General features: G+C 29.3%; 16 protein-coding genes. 8 read left to right on the top strand and 8 right to left on the bottom strand.

Annotated features, from left to right (window positions below; translation table 11 throughout):
* Nucleotides 1-49 precede the first annotated feature (49 nt).
* The 3 genes from ACFO3U_RS05180 to ACFO3U_RS05170 all read left to right on the top strand — a co-directional run bounded on the left by ACFO3U_RS05180 (nt 50) and on the right by ACFO3U_RS05170 (nt 3,137).
* On the top strand, nt 50-1,831 hold the full coding sequence (locus ACFO3U_RS05180; protein ID WP_379738738.1) for a BatD family protein: 1,782 nt from the start codon (nt 50-52) through the stop codon (nt 1,829-1,831).
* 183 nt (nt 1,832-2,014) lie between these two features.
* Entirely contained in the window at nt 2,015-2,782 is a 768-nt protein-coding gene (locus tag ACFO3U_RS14045; protein WP_465254188.1) for a tetratricopeptide repeat protein, read from the top strand.
* A 19-nt stretch (nt 2,783-2,801) separates the two neighbouring features.
* Nucleotides 2,802-3,137, top strand: a complete 336-nt coding sequence (locus ACFO3U_RS05170; RefSeq protein ID WP_379738736.1) for a hypothetical protein — start codon at nt 2,802-2,804, stop codon at nt 3,135-3,137.
* Between the two features lie 5 nt (nt 3,138-3,142).
* On the opposite strand, the gene ACFO3U_RS05165 is transcribed toward ACFO3U_RS05170, so the two are convergent.
* Nucleotides 3,143-3,679 carry a CvpA family protein gene (locus tag ACFO3U_RS05165; protein ID WP_379738733.1) on the bottom strand — a complete coding sequence of 179 codons (537 nt, stop codon included), beginning with the start codon at nt 3,677-3,679 and terminating at the stop codon, nt 3,143-3,145.
* Nucleotides 3,680-3,838: 159 nt separating this feature from the next.
* Between ACFO3U_RS05165 and ACFO3U_RS05160 the strand changes: the two genes are divergently transcribed.
* From ACFO3U_RS05160 to ACFO3U_RS05150, 3 genes are all read left to right on the top strand, one after another.
* Nucleotides 3,839-4,195, top strand: coding sequence for a hypothetical protein (locus ACFO3U_RS05160; RefSeq protein WP_379738730.1), 357 nt, complete (start codon nt 3,839-3,841; stop codon nt 4,193-4,195).
* 97 nt (nt 4,196-4,292) lie between these two features.
* The gene (gene pheS / locus ACFO3U_RS05155; protein WP_379738727.1) at nt 4,293-5,312 is read left to right on the top strand and encodes a phenylalanine--tRNA ligase subunit alpha; all 1,020 of its coding nucleotides are present in this window, start codon (nt 4,293-4,295) and stop codon (nt 5,310-5,312) included.
* A 53-nt stretch (nt 5,313-5,365) separates the two neighbouring features.
* Nucleotides 5,366-5,773: a hypothetical protein gene (locus ACFO3U_RS05150; RefSeq protein WP_379738724.1), complete on the top strand. Its 408-nt coding sequence runs from the start codon at nt 5,366-5,368 to the stop codon at nt 5,771-5,773.
* 240 nt (nt 5,774-6,013) lie between these two features.
* Here the strand turns inward: ACFO3U_RS05150 and ACFO3U_RS05145 are convergent, their stop codons facing one another.
* Genes ACFO3U_RS05145 through ACFO3U_RS05120 form a run of 6 tightly spaced genes read right to left on the bottom strand, consistent with a single transcriptional unit; the run spans nt 6,014 to nt 13,615 of the window.
* Complete coding sequence (locus tag ACFO3U_RS05145; protein ID WP_379738721.1) at nt 6,014-6,634, bottom strand: NADAR family protein; 621 nt, start codon at nt 6,632-6,634, stop codon at nt 6,014-6,016.
* Between the two features lie 34 nt (nt 6,635-6,668).
* Complete coding sequence (locus ACFO3U_RS05140) at nt 6,669-7,727, bottom strand: phosphoribosyltransferase-like protein (RefSeq protein ID WP_379738718.1); 1,059 nt, start codon at nt 7,725-7,727, stop codon at nt 6,669-6,671.
* 10 nt (nt 7,728-7,737) lie between these two features.
* Nucleotides 7,738-8,421, bottom strand: a complete 684-nt coding sequence (locus ACFO3U_RS05135) for a hypothetical protein (RefSeq protein ID WP_379738716.1) — start codon at nt 8,419-8,421, stop codon at nt 7,738-7,740.
* Between the two features lie 12 nt (nt 8,422-8,433).
* Nucleotides 8,434-9,042 carry a hypothetical protein gene (locus ACFO3U_RS05130; protein ID WP_379738713.1) on the bottom strand — a complete coding sequence of 203 codons (609 nt, stop codon included), beginning with the start codon at nt 9,040-9,042 and terminating at the stop codon, nt 8,434-8,436.
* Nucleotides 9,042-10,010 (bottom strand): hypothetical protein, encoded by a 969-nt coding sequence (locus tag ACFO3U_RS05125; protein ID WP_379738710.1) that lies wholly within the window; start codon nt 10,008-10,010, stop codon nt 9,042-9,044. Before ACFO3U_RS05125 ends, ACFO3U_RS05130 begins: the two co-directional genes overlap by 1 nt.
* A gap of 11 nt (nt 10,011-10,021) precedes the next feature.
* Complete coding sequence (locus ACFO3U_RS05120; RefSeq protein WP_379738708.1) at nt 10,022-13,615, bottom strand: DUF7149 domain-containing protein; 3,594 nt, start codon at nt 13,613-13,615, stop codon at nt 10,022-10,024.
* 587 nt (nt 13,616-14,202) lie between these two features.
* On the opposite strand from ACFO3U_RS05120, the gene ACFO3U_RS05115 reads away from it, so the two are divergent.
* Together ACFO3U_RS05115 and ACFO3U_RS05110 are read left to right on the top strand one after the other, a co-directional pair.
* Nucleotides 14,203-17,001, top strand: coding sequence for a GH92 family glycosyl hydrolase (locus ACFO3U_RS05115; protein WP_379738706.1), 2,799 nt, complete (start codon nt 14,203-14,205; stop codon nt 16,999-17,001).
* A gap of 63 nt (nt 17,002-17,064) precedes the next feature.
* Entirely contained in the window at nt 17,065-19,440 is a 2,376-nt protein-coding gene (locus ACFO3U_RS05110; protein ID WP_379738704.1) for a hybrid sensor histidine kinase/response regulator, read from the top strand.
* Here ACFO3U_RS05110 and ACFO3U_RS05105 read toward each other — a convergent pair.
* Nucleotides 19,437-20,768, bottom strand: a complete 1,332-nt coding sequence (locus ACFO3U_RS05105) for a sigma-54-dependent transcriptional regulator (protein WP_379738702.1) — start codon at nt 20,766-20,768, stop codon at nt 19,437-19,439. The genes ACFO3U_RS05110 and ACFO3U_RS05105 overlap by 4 nt on opposite strands.
* Nucleotides 20,769-20,779 lie beyond the last annotated feature (11 nt).

Below are 20,779 nucleotides of genomic sequence, written 5' to 3'. Positions count from 1 at the left end.
CAAATAAATAAATCCGTGGCAAGAAAAAGAGAAAAAGAATATAATTACAATGAAAAAGATTTTTTTAATTATAGCATTTATAAGTCAATTAGTTGCTTTTGCGCAAGAAGTAAAATTCGAAGCAAAAACGCAAAAAGATGCTTATGCATTAAATGAAAAGATTTTATTGTCTTATTCCATTAATAACGACGGTGATAATTTCGAAGCACCAAAATTTGATGGTTTTAAAGTTGAAGGACCTTATATCAATAAAGGAAATCAAAATTCCATTACTATTATCAATGGAAAAATGACCAGTAAAAGAGAAATTTTTACGCAATTAAACTTTGTTTTAACACCAAAATCTAAGGGAACTTTTACCATTCAACCAGCAACTATTGAATACCAAGGAAATGTTTATAAATCAAATGCAGTTGTAGTTAGAATTGTTGATGCAGTTCAAATGCCAACTAATCCAAATGATCCTTTAGCTCAAGTTGGAGAAGGTGTTTTCTTGGTTGCGGATGTTTCTAAACAAAACCCTTATGTAAATGAACCAGTAACTGTGGTTTATAAAGTGTATTTTGACCCAAGATATGGTGTAAATAATGTTCGTGAAACAGATAATCCTGCTTACAATGGTTTTTGGAGTCAGTTTCAAGACATGAAAAACCTTAAAGCTGTTTTGTCACAATACAACGGAAAAGATTATGCAATGGTCGAATGGAGAAAAGTGATACTTTATCCATTAGAAGCTGGAAGCAAAAATTTAGATCCTTTGACAATTACAATGGATGTAAATGTGCCTGTAAGAAGAACTTCTCCTTTTGATGATCCTTATAAAACGGTTAAAAAAACAATTTCTGCTGGTGCCAGAACTATAAATGTAAAACCACTTCCAGAAGCAAATAAACCTATTGATTTTAAAGGAGCAGTTGGAGATTTTACGTTCAAAGTTGTACCCTCAAAAAGTCAGGTTAAATTTGGAGAATCTTTAGATATAAATGTAGAAGTTTCAGGGAAAGGTAACCTAAAATTATTTGAATTACCAAAATTAGAATTCCCAACAGCTTTTGACGTTTTTGAACCAAAACACAACGAAGAAGTAAATACACCTTTGTCTGGAATGATCGGAAAAATTTCGGATACTTATACAATTGTGCCTCAAGCCAAAGGAAAATACCCAATAAAACCATTGGTGTTTTCTTATTTTGATTTAAAATCAAATTCGTACAAAACAGTTACTTCAGATGAATTTATAGTTGAAGTAATTGATGGGCCAGGATTAGCAACAGTAGCTTCAAATGATCCAGAGAAACAAGACATCACAAAATCAGAAACGTTTCAATTTATCAATAGAACAACAAATTTTGAACCTATTGATAAACCAACACCATTTGGTTCAACATTATATTATTCTTTGTTGATTTTACCTTTGTGTTTCATTCCAATTTTATTCATCGTGAAACGTAAAACAGATGAATATGTTAGTGATGAACACGGAAATAGAGTTCGTTTGAACAATAAATTGGCTAAAAAATATTTAGGTCAAGCCAAAAAAGAATTGGGGAACAAAGTACCTTTCTATTTAGCGATTGAAAAAGCCTTACACAATTTCTTAAAAGCAAAACTTCATATTGAAACTTCAGAAATGGATAAAGAAAATATTGAACAATTGTTGTTGCAAAAAAATGCTTCTCAGGAATCAGTATCTAACTTTATCAATTTGATGAAATCAGCTGAATTTGCTAGATATGCTCCTTCTTCAGACGATACTATGAAATCAGATTTTGATAGAGCAGTAGAAAGTATTTCCGAATTAGAAAAGCAATTAACTAATAAAGTAGTTTAAAAGTTTATAAGGTAAATAGGTTAAAAGATTTGAATTATAAAAAAAACCTTAATGAAACTTAATTTCTTAATGGTTCAAAAAACTAAAATAAAGTTCTGTCATTCTGAACTTGTTTCAGAATCAAAAAGTAGCAAATAAATTAAAAAGACCCTGAAATGAATTCAGGGTGACAAAGGTTAAAAAATGAAAAATTTAGTTTACATATTTATACTATTGTTCCAATTTTCATTTGGACAAACTTCTAATGAATCTGCTCAAAAAGTATTTGAGATTGCCAATGAAATGTATAAAAAAGGAGATTATGAAAATGCAATCCAGAAATATGAATTCATTGAAAAAAGTCTAAAACAAGAATCAGCAGATTTATATTTTAATTTAGGGAATTCGTATTACAAATTGAATAAAGTAGCTCCTTCTATTTATTACTACGAAAAAGCTTTATTGTTGAAACCTAACGATAAAAACATTAAAACCAATTTAGCTTTTGCTCAAAAAAGAACGATTGACAACATAAAAGTTATTAATGAATTAGGTTTTACTAGATTCATCAAAAGTGTAACTTCCATATTTTCAATTAACACTTGGACTTGGTTAAGTGTTGTTTTTTCAGTGTTGACCTTGTTGAGTTTTGCCTTGTTTTTGTACAAAGAAGAATCAAATGTGAAGCGTTTTTCGTTTGTTTCCATATTTGTGGCTTTGTTTTTAGTGCTGGTTTCATTTTCATCAGCTAATTTCTTAACCAACTACAAGAAAAAAGACAAACCAGCTATCGTTTTTGAAGACACAGTCGAAGTAAAAGCAGAACCAAAAGAAGATGCAGACAATGCTTTTACATTGCATGAAGGCACAAAAGTCTATGTAAAAGAAACATTAGACAACTACAAACGCATTCATTTAACAGACAAAACGGAAGGTTGGGTTTTGAGTAGTGCTATTAAGGAAGTTAGATAGGTTAGTAGATTAAAAAGAAATGACTGAACCAATAGTTTTTGATGTAAAAGGTTATCCAATTATGAAAGTATATGATGATTACTTTGAAATTAAAGCTATTGACTATTGGGAATTTAGAAGATTTAATTTTGTCGATGTTAAAAGTGTTGAAATTTTAAATCCAAATCAAAATTGGCTTTATAAACTTTATGTTATAACTTCTTTAATTGCTCAAATTTTTTCTAAAGACGAGCCAAATACATTAAAAATTAATTTAAAAAATTATGGAGATTGGAAATATACTATTTCAAATAAGAGGAATTTAGAATTTGATAGAATCATTAAACTAATTCGACAAAGAATAATAGAAAAATAATTTTATTAGTTATCACTATCTAAATCCTGCTCACTGCCTTCTGAATTCTTAAACTCATCATACCATTCTTCAATCTTTGGATAAACAAATTCAGAAACCTTTTTTATAGGATTATAAAACATGGAATCATCTAAAGTTTCTTGAGAAGTAATTATGTTATTTAAATTGATTTTTTCAAATAATAATATCACAATACTCAAAGCTAAAATCGTTTTAAGCATACTAAAAACAGCTCCAGCTAATTTATTAATCCAACCTAAAAAAGCAAAATCAGCAATTTTAGTCAATACTTTAGCCGAAAGATGAATTCCAGCAACCACAGCAATAAATGTCAACGCAAAAGCAATAATTTCAATGTATTTTGCATCCCAAGAAACATTGTTTTCGATAATAGATTTTGCAAATCCTGAAAATTTCAAAGCCATAAAAATTCCAGCAATCAATGCTACTAATGAAGCTAACTCCACAAAAAGGCCGTTTTTAATTCCTTTATACAAAGCATAACCTAAAAAAGCAGCAAAAACAATATCAATAAAATGCATAAAATAGATAAAAGATGAAAGACAAATAGATAATAGAATGGAACAAAGATAAAAGAATTATCGAAAGTCAAAATCCTACTTACTATCTTTGCAAAAATTGTTATCTGCCAAAGTTATTTCACTTATAACTTATAACTTATAACTTATAACTTTAAAAAAATGTCTAGAGACGAACAATTAAAAGAACGTTGGGAAGAAGTAGTTACACTATTGTCAAACAAATTTGCTGATGGTGACACACTCGATCTTGATGCTATTATATACCTAATTGGAGTTCAAGAATTAGGAAAATTCAACCAAGAATTCAAAAAAGACGAAAAAGTAAACCTAATGCACATTGCCATTTGTCGTTTACTAGAACCTTATGGTTATTATGAATTTGATTATTATGATGCTGAAGGTTGGCCTCATTACAAAGTAAAAGAAGAATTACCAACCCTAAAAGCAGGTGAACAATCTGTATTAATGAAAGATGCAATTGTGAGTTATTTTCTTGAAAAAGAAATTATTAAGTAATTAGCCGTTAGTAATTAGTGAATAGCAAAAAACTAATTACTAATCACTTTTCACTAATCACTAAAAAAGCTTAAATTTGCGCTTTACAAAATGAACGATGATAGACAAGATTAAAAAACATATTGAAGAAGCTAAAGCTTTCAATGCCGAAAACAAGGAAAAAATTGAGGAATTCCGAATTAAATACCTAGGTAGTAAAGGTTTATTGAAAGAATTATTTGCCGAATTTAAAAATGTTCCTAACGAAATGAAAAAGGAATTCGGTCAAGTAATCAATCAATTGAAAACCACTGCCGAAGAAAAAGTAGCTGCTCTTCAAGAAGTTTTAGAAACAAAAGATGAAGCAAAAGGAGTTTATGGAGATTTAACGCGTCCAGGTGAACCAGTTGCAATTGGTTCTCGTCACCCTATTTCAATTGTAAAAAACCAAATTATTGACATTTTCTCAACTCTAGGATTCAATGTTTCCGAAGGTCCAGAAATTGAAGATGATTGGCACAATTTTACAGCCTTAAATTTACCAGAATATCACCCAGCTCGTGATATGCAAGATACTTTCTTTACACAAACAAATCCCGATTTGCTTTTGCGTACACACACTTCATCCGTGCAAGTACGTTATATGGAAAACAACAAACCACCTATCAGAACTATTTCTCCAGGTCGTGTTTTTCGTAATGAAGCAGTTTCAGCTCGTTCACATTGTATTTTCCATCAAGTAGAAGGATTATATATTGATAAAGATGTGTCTTTTGCTGACTTAAAACAAACTTTGTTATACTTTACGAAAGAAATGTTCGGAAAATCTAAAATTCGTCTTAGACCTTCTTATTTTCCGTTTACAGAACCAAGTGCAGAAATCGATATTTATTGGGGTTTAAAAACTGAAACAGATTACAGAATAACCAAAGGAACAGGTTGGTTAGAAATTGGTGGTTGTGGAATGGTTGACCCAAATGTTTTGAAAAACTGTGGCATTGATGCAGAAGAATATTCAGGTTTCGCTTTCGGAATGGGAGTGGAGCGTATTGCTATGCTTTTATACCAAATTGGAGACATCAGAATGTTTTATGAAAACGATGTTCGATTCTTAGAGCAATTTAAAGCAACTATATAATAATTAATAACCCTTCTAGGGTTTTAAACCCTAGAAGGGTTAATTTTTTTATAATGAAAGCAGACATAGAAATCCCAAAAGTAGAAAACGTTCACATAGTTGCCATTCAAGAATGGAGCGATGATTTTCAAGAAAATTGTTGGTATGCTTATTTATTAAATGCAACGAATGAAACACTAGAAATGGCTATGATTGTTTCAAGAGCTTTTGGTTTAATAAACGGTGAAAACAGAAATACGATGCAATTGCGACATGCCTTTGCAACAGTAGAACCACAAACAGCTGTCAAAATCGAATTTTTAGAAAATAGTGTTTTACAATTGAACAATGAATTTTCATTGTCTTATTTTATAGGAAGTAAAATGTATGACAAAACTTTTATTTTCAAAACCAACTCCATAAATGTAAATGCTCAAACCGATTTACCCGCAATTAATAAACGTGGTGTGATGGGTGTTTAATTTTTGGTTTTGTCATGCTGAACTGGTTTCAGTATTCCAAGTAAAGAAACTCCACAATCCACATCTACAATCTAGTCATCCCGATGCAGAAGAGAACACACTCGTAGCTCCACAAACTATTTTTCCAATCTTATCCTGCTTAACTTGTTTTAGCATCATAAATTTGAATCTTTTTACTAATCATAGAAAGCTAAAGGAATCGCACACGAGAGTGATCTTCTGCAGATGAATGAGATAATGTTATACTAAACTATCTTCTAAAACATTTTCATTATGATAGTCAATTATCAAGTCGTCACATATAACATCAATATGCTGATTGTATAGTAATAATGCTGGAACATCTGGTGGATTAACACAAAAAATACGTTTTTTATCTTTGATGTATTTTTCTCTTAAATCCATTAATAGTCTTCCTAAAGCATTAACTCCTACTAATTCATTAGTATTAGCTGGTTTAGCTCCCCATATTTTATTGTCTGTAGCAAACTCAACTATTGATTTGTTTTCTGTATCTTGAAGTATTGAACTAAACTTATCCCAATTTTGAGCTAACTTAATTTCTAATGCCCAACGCATTACTTTTATTTGGATTTTTTCCCAATCAGGACGAGAATATTGTGCTTTGTATTTATTACTAATCATTTTAGCTTTCATAGCATTATCTTGATTAATAATTTCAAATTGAATTTCAGGATTTGTTGGATAACGCATTGCTTGATATAGATGCTCTGAAGATGGTATTATCACTTCATTAATATACAAAGCATAACCTGATGCCATATTAGATAAACCTCCAAATGGCTCTGTCGTTTTTCTAAAGACAATTGCTTCTTTTGCGTTGTAGTTTCTGATATTCATAGTACAAACTTAGGTAAATTTAAATAAAATAATTCTAATTTCCTCTATTATATAACGGAAAAAGTCCTTTCCAATTGTGTCCTGGTACATCCCACCATAATACAATTGGACATGTGTTACTTATATTTCTCCAAGTAAAAAACAAAGTACCTGTACCAAAAGTCTTGTAACCAGGGTATGTTTTTCCTAATGGACGATGTTTTCGTTTACTTTCTTCATCTTGAATTTGATTGATTATTTGAATTCCTTTATCAAGGAAAATTTGTTCTATACGTAATCTGTTTTCCTTTGAAGTAAAAAATGTTTCCTTATTAGGTTGCGTTTGCCTTCTATAAGCTTTATCGGTTTGTCTTGTAGCTTTGTCAAGACTAGCAATATAAACATCATATTCGTTTTTTGATTTTTCAGGATAAACTAAATTCAAACGTTGATTGAAATCTTTAATATTATTTTCTACAATGTAGTGAGATGCAATCGGAAATGCTTTGTGATCTAAAAAATAGTTTTCTTCTTTAAATTTATTTTTCAAAATATACCTTGCATTTCCTGTACCCCATGTATGAATACAAAAGAAATAAGATAAAATTCTTATTTCTTTATTTTTTAACTTATTAAGTAAATCATTATTAATTATAAATTTATGAATTTCAAAGTTAAATTTACCTCCACTACCAATTACATCATCTAAGTAAATATAGTTTCTAATACCTAAAGAACCACATATTTCCATAGAAAAACCAGTTTTCAACAATAAAACATCATTTAGTATTGACAGTAAAACTGTCTGGCTTTTTTCAGCACCTTGAATAGAAATAAAATGTGTTTCTCTCAAAAAAGTTTCAATATTTTGGTAACCAAAAAATGTAGTAGCTTTATTTATAAATTCCCAAAGTATTTCCTTTGCTTTTTCTTTTGAGATATAAACTCCTTGATTTAAAATATGCAATAGTTCATTCAAAACAAATTCTTGATCTTGCTCGTCAAATTGATTTACCCAATCTAAAACGTGTTTAGATGACATAACAAAACCTTCATTATAATCTGAATGGTAGTCTTTTGTAATTTGTGCTATATTTTCTGCTATTTGTTCCAATTCTTACTGTTTAATTTTTATCAAAATCATACTTCATATCCTTAAAAACTTCTTTAAGATAAGCTACTTTATTTGCTGTATCATTTAATGATGGCTTTGAATATTCTTCAATTTGTTTTCCAAAAGCAAATTCTATTTTTGAACTTATTTTATTGAGTTTTTTTGCTATTTTTTGTAATTCATCAATTTCTAATTCAAGTTCTTTTTGTGGTAACCCTTTGTATTGAAAATCCAATTGATATTCGTCTTCGTTTAATGAATTGTAATCGAAAACTAAATTTTCTTCATCTATTTGTTTGAAACCTACTTTTAAAGCTGCTCTTAATGAGTTTTGATAATTAGTATCCCCTATTTGATAACGTTTTATTGATATTTTTTGTTCTAATCTATCTGTTTCTTCTAATAAATAAGGTAATATGACTTGATTTAACGCTTTTGATAAATGCCCTTTTTTACGATGTTTTGGTAATACTACCCAATGTAAATCGTGTATCATGTCTAATACCGCACCGATATATTTATCGCCATCTTTAATTAGAAAGTACGTATATGGAACATGACTATCTGAAAAACCTTCTTTATACCATATATGCGCTAAGTCTACATTTTTACCAATGCCAACTTTTACACATTCTTTATAATTAGGAAAGCGGTTTAGTTTGTTTATTAGTTGTATGATTTGTTCTTCTGTCAAATGAAATAAAAATTAATAATTATCATCCAATTCTTCTTCTTTTCTAATTAATTCATTTAACTTAAGATTTTCAATATCAATTTCTTTTGTATAAAGAACATTGATTCTTTTAAGAATCATAAACAAAATAAGGAAAATATCAATTGTATATTTATACAAGAATAAACCTAAAATAAATTGAACAGAATAATTAAAATCAACATTAATTAATATACAAAATAATTCATTTAATAATTTATTGGGTATGATTAATATTGTCGATATAAACAATACTATTAAAGCCTTAACCGAAATAAAAACAGAAAAAGACACATTATATAATGTCTCTTTTAATAATTCTAATCTGATTTTTTTTTGACCTGGAGTTATTTTTAAATTTTCTGATGAGATGCTTGATATAAGTAATACTAATATATTCAAATAAAGTCCAGTCAAAATAGATAAACAAATACCAAAGATATTTTTAACATCATTGTCAGGTACTTTTATTATTACTAAAATAATTGATATTATAATAGGAATATATATAAACTCCTTTTTATAATTAGAATGTTTATCTTCAATATTTAAAGAATCTTTATGTCCTTTAATAATTGCCTTTATGTTTAATTTTTTGTACATTAAAAGATATTCAAATCAAAACTCTTTATTAATTTTTTTGCTTCTTTATTAATTGATTTAAATTCTGAAAAGCCTTTATTATCAATATCTACATCAATATTATAATAAGGTCTAACTTTGAAAGTATCATCTAAATCAATGGTTCTAGTATTACCATCTTTAGTCGCTATTACTTTTACATTTGCCTCATCGTCAAAGCCTATATTTTTAAAATCCTGACCATCAAAAAAACCTTTATTCTCTTCTAAATTTTTTAAAATTTTCTTTTTTGTATTAGAAGGGATTATAGATTTTTCTAAAGGTATAATTTTCATTTCTACTTTATATTTTGAACCATCAACATAAGTACCTAAAAATTGTTCTGCTTTATCTTTTGAAACAATTTTTTGACTTAAGATTATACTATTATAAATACCTTTTTCTAAATATTCTTTTATAACTTCAGATTCAACAAAATTTGAAATTTTAGTGTTTAATTCTGACAGATGTAAATAAATGAACTTTTTTAACAATCTATCAAAGACACTTTTTGCTGAATGTTTTCCTTCTCTTTCTAATACTAAATAACCATATTTTAAAGCTAATGGTAATACTATCATAAAATAATAAGGTCTCTCAACTGACTGTCCTTTTTTCTTAGTGTATAAAACTGTTTTGTCTTTATTGTTTTCAACAACATCTTGTTCCTTACCATCATCATCACCAATTTTAATTTTACCTGAAATATATCTTAACTCATCATTTGACTTAAAAATACTTTTAATTTTACCATCCTTTTTTATTTTTTCAATTTTAGATGTTTTGTTATCAATATTTTTGGGAGGAAAGGTATCAACAAAATTTGCAAAATTGTTTTTTAATTTTTCATAAAGATCATTCCCATATACATCTTCCATTAATATAATCTCATTTGGTTTTCTATTTGGGTGTATATTAAATGTATATACTTCTAGTTTTCTGTTTTCCATTTTAATTATTTTTAACTCCCTTCAACAATCTCAATCTCCTCCTCACTCAACCCATACAACGCATAAACCATAAAATCTATCTCTCGCTCCAAAACACTAGTATCTGCCTCTGGATTTGCTTTTTTAAGTGCTAAAATTTGGTCGACTTTGTCTATGAAGGGCTGTTGTTCTTTTTTCCCTATTTTAATAATTGGAATTTTTGATAAATATGCTGGTTTAACATTTACGTCCGTGTAATATGATCTGTAATAGATATTAATCATATATGAATTTAAAACTGCAATCAAATACTTAAGTTCGAAATCATTGTTTTTACTATAAATATAACTTAAAGAATTAAGTGGGATATAATTGCCTTCTACATATGCAGCTTCAATCCATCTAGCTTTTAAATCTAAACTATTTGTTCTAACATATTGAATAATAATTTTTTTATTAGTGAATGATTCACTAAAATAACTATTTGGTAAACCTTCAATTGTTTTAAGATACTTCTCTTTCCATTTAATTCCATACAACGATGAAATATCAGCACCTGCAATTATTGGATAATCAGTTATTTCGGATGAAATGTATTTATTATTATCACCAGTTCTCAAACCATATTTAATATTATAAACTTCATCTAACGCTATTGAATTATCATCAATTTTTTTAAATAAAGACCTTAATTCAGGGATTAAGTATAATCTCCATTCATTTTCTTTAAACTCTTTTAAAGATGAATTTTTGACTGTAAAATTTCTATAAATTTCATTTGGATTTGATGGTAAAACTTGTTGTACCCTTAAATCTGAATCTTTAACAACTGAATTTTTTATTAATACAGAATGACAACGTGTATCTTTAGCATCAGCAAAAGGCTTATAATAATCAAATACATCTATTAAATCTTTTTCACACAACCATTCTCTGAATAATTTAGCCCCATTATTAGTTAGCCAACTATCAGGAGTTATATATGATAAGAAATATTCATTTTTTAATAATTTTAATCCCCTGTAATAAAAAACAATATACGTTTCTAATTCTCCTAAAATTATTTCATTATAAAAATTTGAATATTCAGGATTAATTTTTCTATTTATGTTTACACCATAAGGTGGATTCCCAATCACCACATCAAACCCCACAAAATCTCCTTTGTCATCTAACACTTCAGGAAACTCAAAACGCCATTCAAAAGCATTTTCATAAATTTTGTTGCTTTTTATTTCTTCAATTTGGCTTTCTAACGTTTTTACTTCGTCTGAAAGTTTGTTTACCCGTTTGTTAAACTCGGCTTTTTCTTTTTTGCCCAATTCAAACAAACCTATTTGTTGGGTATAATTGTATAATTCTCCTTTTTTCTTTTCTAAAGTGAGTTTTTTTGGGTCGTTTATGGCAATTTCGCTTCTAAAGTTACCTTTAATATCTTCAATCAAGCGTTCCATTTCGCGTTTTTGCTCTTTGTTTTCGGCATTTCGATACGTGGCAACGGCTAATTTGTAGCTTTCAATGTTCCACTTGCTTTGTTTTAAGGCTTTTTTTAAATCGGTATCCAAATCAAAACGAGAAATCAACGAGTTACCACATTTAATGTTGATGTCTATGTTAGGCAACGTTTCCAACTCATTATTTTCTTTATAGAAAGCATTTTTTAGCAACTCAATCCACAAACGCAAACGACAAATCTTTACAGAGTTTGGATTAATATCTACTCCGAACAAACAGTTTTCAATCAAGGTTTCTTTTTCTCTAAAAAGCGTTTCTTGTATACGTTGGCTTTCTTTGTTGCTTGGGTTATAGGTAAACGGTATGTTGTCTTCATCGGTAATCATTAATTCGTCATTAACAATTTCAATGTTATAATCCCTAATGGTTTTGCCTTCTTGGTCTAGTAGAATTTTTAAATCGTGTTTAATCACAATCAATTCATTCAAAGCCGAAACCAAAAAGTGTCCCGAACCTACTGCTGGGTCACAAATTTTAAGACTATTTACAATGACATTGGCTTCTTTTTTATCGTCAATTTTGTTGTATAAATCGGTGAAGTTTTCACAATTCCAATTTTTAGTTTCATTAAACTTTTGCACCACAGCTCTTCTAATGGTTTCTTTACACATGTACATGGTAATGAAGCCTGGTGTAAAAAACGAACCGTCTTTGTAACCGTTTATTTTTTCAAAGATCAATCCTAAAACCGAAGCATTGATTAAGGTTTTATTATCTTCTTGAATATCTTCGCTGCCTTCACTAGCAAAATCATAAGCATCTAAAAACGAAAAGAAATAGTCTAAAGCATTTTTTTGACCAGTAACTTTTTTGCCTTGTTTGTCTTTTATGACCGTGGAAGATAATAAAGGCAATGCAATTTCATCTTCTAAATTAGAAATGAAAAGGGTATCGTGTTCTAAATCGGTAGGTTCAAACAAAGAACTGTTTAAGTAAGGAACTTTTTCGTAGTCTTTTTTGACACGTTCCATTCTTTCCTCAGGTTTTTTAGCCAAAACTTGAAAAAACAAACCGTTTAAATTGTCGTAATCGTGTAACAACTCAGCATTTAAAAACGAATAACTTTTATCTCCTTTGTGATAAGATATCAATTGAGCTTCTAACAGCTTTAAAAACAAAATACGATTTACCCAAGTGATGGAAAGTTCTAACGCTACATTAAACAAACGTTCCTCGTGCGTATCACCATAAATTTTAGGATTGGGTAATCTCGAAATTTTATCTAATGAATCTATTTGGGTAATGGCATTTTCTAATAAAGAGCCAGCATTTCTGTTTTCTTTTTTAGGTCTTTGAATTAGTTTTTTGCCTCCTTCTTTGGTTTCGGTTAACCCAATAATGTGCAATAATTCGCTATAAAAATTTTTATCTAAACTGTTGCTGTCATTGGCAAAAGAAAGTTTTAGTAAATGTTCTGGAGAAAGTAATTTGAATAAAGCCACTAACGATTTATCGTCTTCTTTATCATCATTACGCAATTGCTTATCATAAGTTCTGAAATCGAAATAGGTGAACTCAATAGTTTCCTTTATAGTTTCAATAAAAGGTTTGGCAATATCTTTATAAAAGAAATCGGTTTTAATGCCTGATAATTGTTTAGCTTCAAACTCTTCAAATTGTTTTATAAAAGATTTATTTTGAGCAAAAAGTTTATCAAATACTTGAGCATCAAACACAAACCATTCATAAATATTGGTAACTACTAGATGTTTTATTTCTAAGTTTTTGTGAGTAATTCTCTCTCTTAAAAAGTACAAAACCAATTCCTGCAAAGCCTTTCCATTAAGGTTATTCACTGAAATCATTTCCGATTTATTGGTCGGACTTTTAGCTTCAATAATAACACCAACAGTAGATTTAGCCTCTTTTCCGTTGTGAATTACCAAATCGTTTCTCCCTTTAGTATTCACAAAATGATTAGGAGAATAGTAAGTATTCTTAAGAAAATCAGAAACTAAATTTTTATGAAACTCTTCCGATTCCTTATCATTACAACTGTCTAAAACCTGAATAAGATTTCTCTTGAAAGATTCAATTTGAGTTCGGTTGGGTTTTATTTTAAGAAAGGCTTTGTTTAAAGCTTTTCTGGGTTGTAAATATGGTTTACTCATTTTTAAAATTTATTGTATTCAAACCTACCATTTTTTCCCCAATATATCAATAGGAAAAACACTGATTTTCGCAGGAAATCAATTAGGAACTACAAAACTAAACTAGCTTTTTTAATTTGTATTACGGTTTTCCTTTTTTGGGCTAATAAAACTATTATTTTATACTTCAAACCCTCAAGGTGTAGCTTTTTACTATTTGTATTTTGTTCAGGTTTTGTTCGTATTTTGTTCGCAGTTCTAGTACCCTTAGTTATTAACTAATTTCTATGTATTTGCTAAAAACAGCTCCTTTTGCGAACCAATTACGTACTAAATACAAACCAAACATAAAACTATAGTAAAGTAAATCAATCTTAAATGAAATATATACCAAAAGCATGACTACAGTATGGTTATAGTTTAGTAAAGTTTAGGTTGTAGTACCCTAAAAAAACAAAAATCAATAAATTCCTCTAATTATTTCTCAGTTTCAATAAAGTATGCCTCTCTTTTTTATAAAAACACACCACAGTGTAATGGCTAACTGAGATATAAATTGTTTAAATCATAAAAATTCCTCAATTTTATAGCAAATTAAAATCTATAAAATGAGGAATTTTCTTTTTGCTATACTTTTCATTACAACTACTGCATTTGCACAAGATTTTGCTAAACATGTAAATCCATTTGTTGGAACTGGTGGGCACGGACACACTTTTCCTGGTGCAACAACACCTTATGGAATGGTACAATTGTCTCCTGACACACGAATTGATGGCAGTTGGGACGGTTGTGGAGGTTATCATTATTCAGATAATGTAATCTATGGATTTTCGCACACACATTTGAACGGAACAGGAGTTTCTGATTTTGGTGATATTATGTTGATGCCAACCATGGGAGAACCTTCATTTGATAATAAAGTCTATTCTTCAAGTTTTTCTCACGATAACGAAAAAGCATCAGCAGGATTTTATAGTGTAAAATTAGACAAGCATAATATTGATGTTCGATTAACAGCTTCAACACGAGTAGGTTTTCATGAATATACTTTTAATAAAGATGGTCAAGCCAATATCATTTTAGATTTAAATCATCGAGATAAATTATTGGAAGGAAGAATTAGAGTAATTGACGATAAAACGGTTGAGGTTTTAAGAAGAAGTGAAGCTTGGGCAACAAATCAATATGTATATGCACGAATTGAGTTTAATGTGCCAATGAAAATCAATAAAGAAAAAACCAATTATAAAAGTGAGGGAAAAGTTTATGAAGGAGTTGAATTAGCTTTAAGTTTTTCCAAACAAGTTAAAAAAGGAGAAAAGATCCTTGTAAAAGTATCGCTTTCTCCAACAAGTTATGAAGGTGCCAAATTAAACAGTTCAGAAATCAAACACTGGGATTTTGAAAAAGTAAAAAAAGAGGCAGAAGCGCTTTGGAACAAAGAATTATCTAAAATAGAAGTTACTTCAAATGATAAAGAAAAATTAGCGATTTTCTACACCGCTTTGTATCACACCATGATGCAACCGAATATTGCACAAGATTTAGATGGAAAATATCGTGGTAGAGACAACCAAATTCACACCGCTGAAGGATTTAATTATTACACTGTTTTTTCACTTTGGGATACCTTTAGAGCGGCTCATCCTTTGTATACTTTGATTGACAAAAAACGAACTTCAGATTATATCAATACATTTCTAAAACAATACGAACAAGGTGGAAGATTACCTGTTTGGGAATTAGCTTCCAATGAAACGGATTGCATGATTGGATATCATTCGGTTTCTGTGATGGCAGATGCTATGGCAAAAGGAATCAAAGGTTTTGATTACGAAAAAGCCTTTGAAGCGAGTAAAGCCTCAGCCATACGAGATGTTTTAGGATTAGAAGCCTACAAAAAACAAGGTTTTATTTCGATAGATGATGACCACGAAAGTGTTTCAAAAACCGTTGAATATGCTTATGACGATTGGTGTATTGCACAAATGGCTCAAATTTTAAATAAAAAAGAAGAGTACGAATATTTCATGAAACGTTCTCAAAATTGGAAAAACCTTTTTGATTGGGAAACAGGTTTTATTAGACCAAAGAAAAATGGAGGTTGGGACAAGCCTTTCGACCCTCGTGAAGTGAACAATAATTTTACAGAAGGAAATGCTTGGCAATACACTTTTTTTGTACCACAAGATATTTCTGGAATGATTGAAGCTTATGGTGGAGCTGAAAAATTTGAAGCTAAGTTGGACGAAATGTTCAACAGTGAAAGTAAAACCACAGGAAGAGAACAAGCTGATGTTACAGGTTTAATCGGACAATATGCACACGGAAACGAACCAAGTCATCATATGGCTTATTTGTACAATTATGTAGGAAAACCAGAAAAAACTAACGAAAAAGTAAAATATATTTTAGAAAATTTCTACAAAAACACACCAGATGGTTTAATAGGCAACGAAGATTGCGGACAAATGAGTGCTTGGTATGTGTTGAGTTCGATGGGAATTTATGATGTAAGACCAGGAGATGTTTTATGGGAAGTTAACAAACCATTTATTGATAACATTAAAGTAAGTATTGACGGAAAAAAACCAGAATATATTAATCAACCAAATGAGAAAACCAGAATTCTTCCTCAATTTTCAATGGAATTTGAAGAAAAAGAAAAGGTTTCTTCAATTCTTCCTGTTCCAGTTATTGAAGCAGAGAGCAAAGCGTTTAAGGATAAAATGAAGATTGAAATCAAATCTCAAAATCCTGAAGATGAAATTTATTATAGTCTTTTTGATAAAGATACAAGTATGACTTTAATGTCAATTAAAAAGTATGAAAGTCCAATTATGATTGATAAATCAAGTGCAATATTTTGTTATACTGAAAATAATGGAAAAAAAAGTAACATAGTTTCAGCACAATTCTTCAAAAAACCAAACAATTTCACCATCAACATCAAATCAAAATACAATCCACAATATCATGCTGGTGGTGATGAAGGTTTGTTAGACGGAATTTACGGTAACGAAAATTGGAGAAAAGGAGAATGGCAAGGGTATCAAACCCAAGATTTTGAATGTGTCGTAGATATGCAATCTACACGCAAAATTAGTTCAATTACCTCTAATTATTTACAAGACACTCGTGCTTGGATATTGATGCCAACAAAAGTAGAGTACTATATTTCTGAAGATAATATCAATTTCACAAAAGTAGGAACAGTAGATAATACTATTGATCCAAAAGAATACGAAGTGGTAATAAAACCTTTTGAATTAAAAATAAAACCACAAAAAGCAAGATATGTAAAAGTAATTGCTACCAACTTTGGAAAACTTCCAGAATGGCATCAAGGTTTTCCTTTTGATGGTGAAGCGTTTATTTTCGTGGATGAAATTGAAGTCAAATAATTCTAAAATATAATAAAAACTTTAATCAGTAGTTTTCTTCTTAATGACTTTTTAATTTATTAAATGGCTGCAGTTTCTAAATATACTTCCTTAAAATTACTAATAAGTTATTTGTCTTTGTTAGCCTTGATGTTTTTTGCCGTTTGGTTTTTATATAACCAACAAACCAAATTAAACAATCTGCTACAAGAAGATACAACCGACAAAAAATATTTAGTTTTTACAGAATTAATTAGAGATTTTTATGAAACTGATAATCTCTCTAAAGCAGCTTTACAATCCAAAGAAGAAGAACCTTTAACAGTATTCCTGACTAATAATTCAAAATTAATTAAAAAATTAGATACTTTAAAACCTGAATTTTTTCTAGAAGAACAAGGGTTATTTGATACTTTAAAACTGTATTTAAAATTCAAAGAGCAAAACATTATTGATTTAAGAGATTTGCAAAACAATAACGAAGAACCTTCTCCTTTTAATGAAATTCTAGGAAATATAAAAAATTTAGAAGTTTCTAAAGGGAAACTATTCATTGAAAATTTTGTAAGTAATGCTGATGAACTAACTGATTATCAAAGAAGAGTAGCTGAAGAGTATGTAGCTTATTTAAATTCTAATGTTCCAAAAGATTCTACAAATACTATTTCTTTTAAGGAAGCAGATTCTATTTTAAGAGCTTCAAAAATCATTATCGAAAAAGCTCAAAAATTGCAAAATAAGCAAACCGTTACAATAAAATCTAAAGAAATTGAACTTCTAAAAAACGAACTTATTTTTACTAGAAAGCTTTCAGACATTATTCAAATGTTGCGTGTTGCTGTTGAAAATGATCAAAAGAAAATTCAATTAAGCAAATTAGAAAATCAAAACGATACATTAAAATTAATGCGAAATGCAGCTTTTGCCTGTGTAATTTTAGTGGTGTTTTTCTTTTTCTTGTTATCAATGGATTTTTTAAAAAACAAAAATTACCGTCAAGCATTAGAACTTCAAAAAAAGAAAGCAGAACGACTTTCTGAATCGAGAGAACAGTTAATGGCAACGGTTAGTCATGATATCAAAGCTCCATTGCAATCTGTGATGGGTTACAGTGAGCAATTGTTGAAAAGAGAAAATCAATTTGAAAACAGAGAACAACTATTGAAAATAAAATCAGCTTCTCATTACATTCAGCAATTGGTTTCGGATTTGTTGGATTATGTTCGAATGGAAAAAGGAAAGGTTCAAGTGGCTTTTCAGGATTTTGATTTGAATGAATTGCTAGAAGAAACTGCTCAAAGTATTGCTGATTTACATCAAAAAGAAACCGTTGATTTAATTTTTAAATTAGATGAAACTGAAGGAATTCTTTTTAACAGTGATTTCAATAAATTACGTCAAATTTTGTATAATTTAATTGGAAATGCATACAAATTTACCGCAAATGGAAGTATTACAATTGAAACAAGAATAATCGAAAATCGACTTTTAATTGCTGTAGAAGATACAGGTGTAGGAATTCCAAAAGAATCATTTGAGAAGATTTTTAAACCTTTTACCCAAGAAAATAGTAAGGTTGAGGTACTTTATGGTGGAACAGGTTTAGGTCTTTCTATTTCAAAACGATTAGTCGATTTATTAGAAGGGAAATTGATTTTAGAAAGTATTGTTGGAAAAGGTTCAAAATTTACAATACACTTACCTCTGAAAATTAAAACTTTAAATCAACCTACAGAATTTATAGCATTAAATTCATGTGTTATTTTAGATGATGATGCTTCTCAACTTCAATTAACAAAGTTTGTTTTGGAGTCATATTTTAAAGAAATTCATACTTTTTCCGATGGAAATTTAGCTTTAGAATTTATTGCCGAAAATATTCCTTCTCTTATTTTTTCTGATATTCAGATGCCAATTATGAGTGGTTATACTTTTTTGGCATTTTTAAAAAACAATCCAAAAACACAAAATATTCCAGTAATTGCCATTAGTGGAAATTCTCCAATTTTATCGGAAGATAATAAAGTTGCATTCGATTCATTTTTGACAAAACCTTATACCGCTAATCAGCTTTTGGGTTTGATTTCAAAATATTCAGGTCAAAAATTAAAAATTAAAACAACTAATAACGAATCCATTGTTTCAATTTTGAAGACTTTTTTGGGTGATAACGAAACCGCTATTCAAAACTTTTTAAAACAATATAGTAGTGATTTGCTTCTGGACATTGAATTATTAAAAAAGGCTTCCAGCGAAAAGGATTTGGAATCTATAGAAAAAATTTCACATAAGTTGCAAACCATGATTGGTCAATTGAAGAATGTAAACTTGGCAAACAGGCTTAAAAATCTTGAAGATAAAATTTCAAATGAACACAATTATGATAACATTCATGAAGAACTTTTAGTCACTATCAAAGAATTGGAAGTTTTTGTAAAAACATTACAGCAAGAAAATTAATCCAAATTATATTGATTAATCTTATTATAAAGTGTTTTTCTAGCCATTCCTAAAATTTCAGCAGCTCTAGATTTATTACCATTTGCCAAATGTAAAGCATCCTGAATAGCAGATTTTTCGGATTTGTTTTTAAGACCTACAATTTCATCATTGTTTTCAGATTTTCTTATTTCTTCTGGTAAAGAAAGTAAGGTTAAAGTATCACCTTCGCTTAATAAAGTTGCTCTTTTTATGATATTTTGAAGTTCTCTAATATTTCCTGGCCAATTATATTTTAACAAAGCAAGCATTGCATCTTTAGAGATTGTTGAAACTTCTTTGTTTAATTGATATGAAGCTTTTTCAAGAAATAAATAGGCAAATTTTTCAATATCCTCTTGTCTATCTCTTAATGCAGGAATAGCAATTGAAAACTCATTAATTCTATGAAATAAATCTTCTCTAAAACGTCCTTCTTCAACAGCTGATTTTAAATTTTCATTGGTTGCAGTTAAAATTCTTATATCAATTTCAATTTCTTTATTGCTTCCAATTCGCTTGATTTTCCGTTCTTGGATTGCTCTTAAAAGTAAGATTTGATTTTCATAGGATAGGTTTCCAATTTCATCTAAAAAAAGAGTTCCTGTATTTGCAGCTTCAAAACAACCTGCTTTATCATTTATTGCACCAGTAAATGAACCTTTTACATGACCAAAAAATTCGCTTGTACCAATATCTTTTGGAATAGCACCACAATCAACCGCTACAAATGGGCCATTATTTCTATTGCTGTTTTCATGAATGGTTTTGGCTACAACTTCTTTTCCAGTTCCGTTTTCTCCAGTAATTAAAATAGATAATGGAGTAGGTGCAACTAAATCAATATGTTTTCTCAACTGAATTGAACCTGTACTTTTTCCCCAATAGTATGGAGAATTTTGTGCTTTGTTTTTTGGAGCTTGGGTTTTCTTTTCAACCACAACCTTTTTCTCTGAACTTAAAATCTTCTTCAATATCAAAAGAGCTTCTTCAGGAACAAAAGGTTTAGAAATATAATCTGCAGCTCCTTTTTTAATGGCTTTTACGGCTGTTTTTACATCTGCATAAGCTGTCATTAAAACAAAAGGAGTAGTGTTGCCTTTTTCATTTAAAGAAGAAAGTAAAGAAATTCCATCCATATCAGGAAGTCGTAAATCTGATAGAATTATATCAAAAGATTTTTCTGCTAACTTTTGCAAACCTTCATTTGATGAAAAAGCTTGTTCAGCTTCGTATTCATTTCGCTGAAGAAAATGAAAAAGCATATTATTGAAAGTAGTATCGTCTTCTATGATTAAAATCCTAGGCATTTATTTTTTTT

Origin of the sequence: Flavobacterium ponti, assembly GCF_042652765.1 — a bacterium.
GTDB classification, from domain to species: Bacteria; Bacteroidota; Bacteroidia; order Flavobacteriales; family Flavobacteriaceae; genus Flavobacterium; species Flavobacterium ponti.
The sequence above is the reverse complement of the archived record's forward strand: the minus strand, read 5'-3'. Positions and strand labels throughout refer to the sequence as shown.